This window comes from Brevundimonas kwangchunensis, assembly GCF_039523815.1.
Taxonomy (GTDB): Bacteria; Pseudomonadota; Alphaproteobacteria; order Caulobacterales; family Caulobacteraceae; genus Brevundimonas; species Brevundimonas kwangchunensis.
In genome coordinates, this window is sequence record NZ_BAAAGA010000008.1 from 1 (window position 1) to 2,888 (window position 2,888).

The 2,888-nt window shown below is 67.6% G+C and carries 3 protein-coding genes; all 3 read left to right on the top strand.

Features of this window, described 5'->3' with window-relative positions; all coding sequences use genetic code 11:
* Window positions 1-323 precede the first annotated feature (323 nt).
* From argB to dapD, 3 genes are read left to right on the top strand one after another with little or no spacing between them, the layout of a single operon-like run.
* Window positions 324-1,253, top strand: coding sequence for an acetylglutamate kinase (argB, locus tag ABDZ95_RS14365; RefSeq protein ID WP_425543002.1), 930 nt, complete (start codon window positions 324-326; stop codon window positions 1,251-1,253).
* Window positions 1,250-1,912, top strand: coding sequence for a pyrimidine 5'-nucleotidase (locus ABDZ95_RS14370; RefSeq protein WP_343794659.1), 663 nt, complete (start codon window positions 1,250-1,252; stop codon window positions 1,910-1,912). The genes argB and ABDZ95_RS14370 overlap by 4 nt, the downstream gene beginning before the upstream one ends.
* Window positions 1,909-2,769, top strand: coding sequence for a 2,3,4,5-tetrahydropyridine-2,6-dicarboxylate N-succinyltransferase (dapD, locus tag ABDZ95_RS14375; protein WP_343794660.1), 861 nt, complete (start codon window positions 1,909-1,911; stop codon window positions 2,767-2,769). The genes ABDZ95_RS14370 and dapD overlap by 4 nt, the downstream gene beginning before the upstream one ends.
* Window positions 2,770-2,888: the final 119 nt, after the last annotated feature.

Genomic DNA, 2,888 nt, shown 5'->3' on the forward strand with positions numbered 1-2,888 from the left:
CCGATCGTGTGGTAACCGGCGTCAAGCGCGCCGTACCAGCCATTCGGCTCGGCGGCTGCCGCACCGGCCGTCATGGCCAGGGCGGTCGACGCCAGGATGAGAGATTTAATGTGCATCGGGTGGATGTCTCCGCAGCCCATAGTGTTTAAGGCGGCGCTCCACGGCTCCGCTTCTACCGACATAACAGCGGGAAAAGCCGAGGTCGAGCCGTCGTCCCCTGCCGGTTGAAGGAAGCGTTACTATTGAGACACAAACGTTACACGTCAGGCTACGCCGGTTTGTGAGTGACAGGCCGCGGCCTTCCCTTTAGGGACCCGCCCGATATGGACGAGATCGAACGCCAATCCGAAGAGCGCGGCTGGGACACGGCGAAGACCCTCGCCGAGGCCCTGCCCTATATTCAGGTCTATGACCGCGAGACCGTCGTCATCAAGTACGGCGGCCACGCCATGGGCGAGAGCGCCGTGGCGAAGCAGTTCGCCGCCGACGTGGTGCTGCTGAAGCTGATGGGCGTGAACCCCGTGGTCGTCCACGGCGGCGGGCCGCAGATCAGCGCCATGCTGGACAAGGCCGGGGTGAAGTCGAGCTTCGTCGATGGCCTGCGCGTGACCGACGGCGACACCATGCAGGTGGCCGAGATGGTCCTGTCCGGCGCGGTGAACAAGGAAATCGCCCACTGGATCACCATGGCGGGCAAGGAAGCCGACGTGCGCGGCATCGGCCTGTCGGGCAAGGACGCCGGCCTGCTAACGGTCGAGAAGACCCGCCGCACCAAGCGCGACCCGGACAGCATGATCGAGCATGAGGTCGATCTGGGCTTCGTCGGTGAACCCACGAAGGTGGACGCCAAGCTGATCCGCGGCCTGATCGCCTCGGAGACCGACGACTGGGTTCCGGTCATCGCCCCGATCGGCGTCACCGCCGAGGGCCAGACCTTCAACGTCAACGCCGACACCGTCGCGGGCGCCATGGCCGGCGAGCTGCGCGCCAAGCGCATGCTGCTGCTGACCGACGTGCCGGGCGTGAAGGGCGCGGATGGCGAGATCATCCGGCAGATGACGCTGGAGCAGGCCCAGCTGCTGATCGACACAGGCGTCGCCAACGGCGGCATGATCCCCAAGCTGGAGACCGCCATGGCCGCCGTGCGCGCCGGGGTCGAGGCCGTGGTCATCCTCGACGGCCGCCGTCCCCACGCCATGCTGGTGGAGCTGTTCACCGAGCACGGCGCCGGCACCCTGGTGAAGGCGTCTTGATCGACCTGTCTCACGTCCGCGCCTGGGTGTTCGACATGGACGACACCCTGTATCCGCGCGAACAGGGGTTGATGCAGCTGGTCCAGGCCCGGATCAACGCCTACGTCGTCGAGGCCGTCGGCATGGCGCCGGACGAGGCGCGCATTCTCCAGCGCCAGTTCCTGGACGAGCACGGCACCACCCTGGCCGGGCTGATGGCCAACTACACGATCGACGCCGAGCATTTCCTGCACGACGTCCACGACGTGCCGATGGACAGCCTGGAACCCAATCCGCTGCTGGCCGAACAGCTGCGCCGCCTGCCCGGCCGCTGCTTCGTCTTCACCAATGGCGCGCGCGAATACGCCGGCCGGGTGCTGGACCGGCTGGGCGTGGCGGACTGTTTCGAAGGCGTCTTCGCCATCGAGGACGCCGACCTGACGCCCAAGCCCGCGCCCTCGACCTTCCGCCGGGTGATCGAACGTTTCGGCTTCGAGCCCCGCTCGGCTGCCTTCTTCGAGGACACGCCCCGCAACCTTGAGCCCGCCAAGGCGCTGGGGATGACGACGGTGCTGATCGGCGATGGACATGGCAAACCGCTGGGCGATCACATCGACTGGATCGCCCCCGACCTCACCGACTTCCTGACCGACCTTTCCTTCAAGGACGCCGCCGCATGACTGACCTGGCCCATCTGGAATCCGTCATCGAAGCCGCCTGGGACGACCGGGCCAATGTCTCGACCTCGACCCACGGCGAGATCCGCAAGTCCGTCGAAGCCGCCCTGTCGCTGCTGGACTCCGGTCAGGCCCGCGTCGCCTCGCGCGGCGAGGACGGCGTCTGGACCACGCACCAGTGGCTGAAGAAGGCCGTGCTGCTGTCCTTCCGCCTGAACCCCAACAGCCGCATGGGCGCGCCCGTCGGCGCCACCATGGGCCTGAGCGATCCGACGCCGGGGCCGTACTGGGACAAGGTGCCGGTGAAGTGGGCGCACTGGACCGACACGAATTTCGAACAGGCCGGGTTCCGCGCCGTGCCGGGCGCTGTGGCGCGGCAGGGCGCCTATATCGCGAAGAACGTCATCCTGATGCCGTCGTTCGTGAACATCGGCGCCTATGTCGATGAAGGCTCGATGGTCGACGCCTGGGCCACGGTCGGCTCCTGCGCCCAAATTGGCAAGAACGTGCACCTGTCGGGCGGCGCGGGCATCGGTGGGGTGCTGGAGCCCCTGCAGGCCAACCCGACCATCATCGAGGATGGCTGCTTCATCGGCGCCCGCGCTGAAGTCGCCGAGGGCGTGATCGTCCGCGAGGGCGCCGTGCTGGCCATGGGCGTCTATCTGTCGGCCTCGACGAAGATCGTCGACCGGGCGACCGGCGAGGTCTTCCGCGGCGAGGTTCCCGCCTACTCCGTCGTGGTGCCGGGCAGCCTGCCCGACCCGAACGGCGGCCCGGCGCTGTACTGCGCGGTCATCGTCAAGCGCGTCGACGCCCAGACGCGGGCGAAGACCGGCGTGAACGAGCTGCTGCGGGACTGAACCCCTCCGGGGCTTACCCCTCCACCATGCTTCGCATGGTCCCGCTCCCCACCTTCGGTGGAGAGGTGAAGCGGTGTCTCTACTTACCTCTCCACGCAGTGGGGAGGTGGCCCGGCGCG

Coding starts and splice junctions, on each gene's coding strand:
- argB (WP_425543002.1), top strand. CDS start 324: ATGGACGAGATCGAACGCCAATCCGAAGAGCGCGGCTGGGACACGGCG.
- dapD (WP_343794660.1), top strand. CDS start 1,909: ATGACTGACCTGGCCCATCTGGAATCCGTCATCGAAGCCGCCTGGGAC.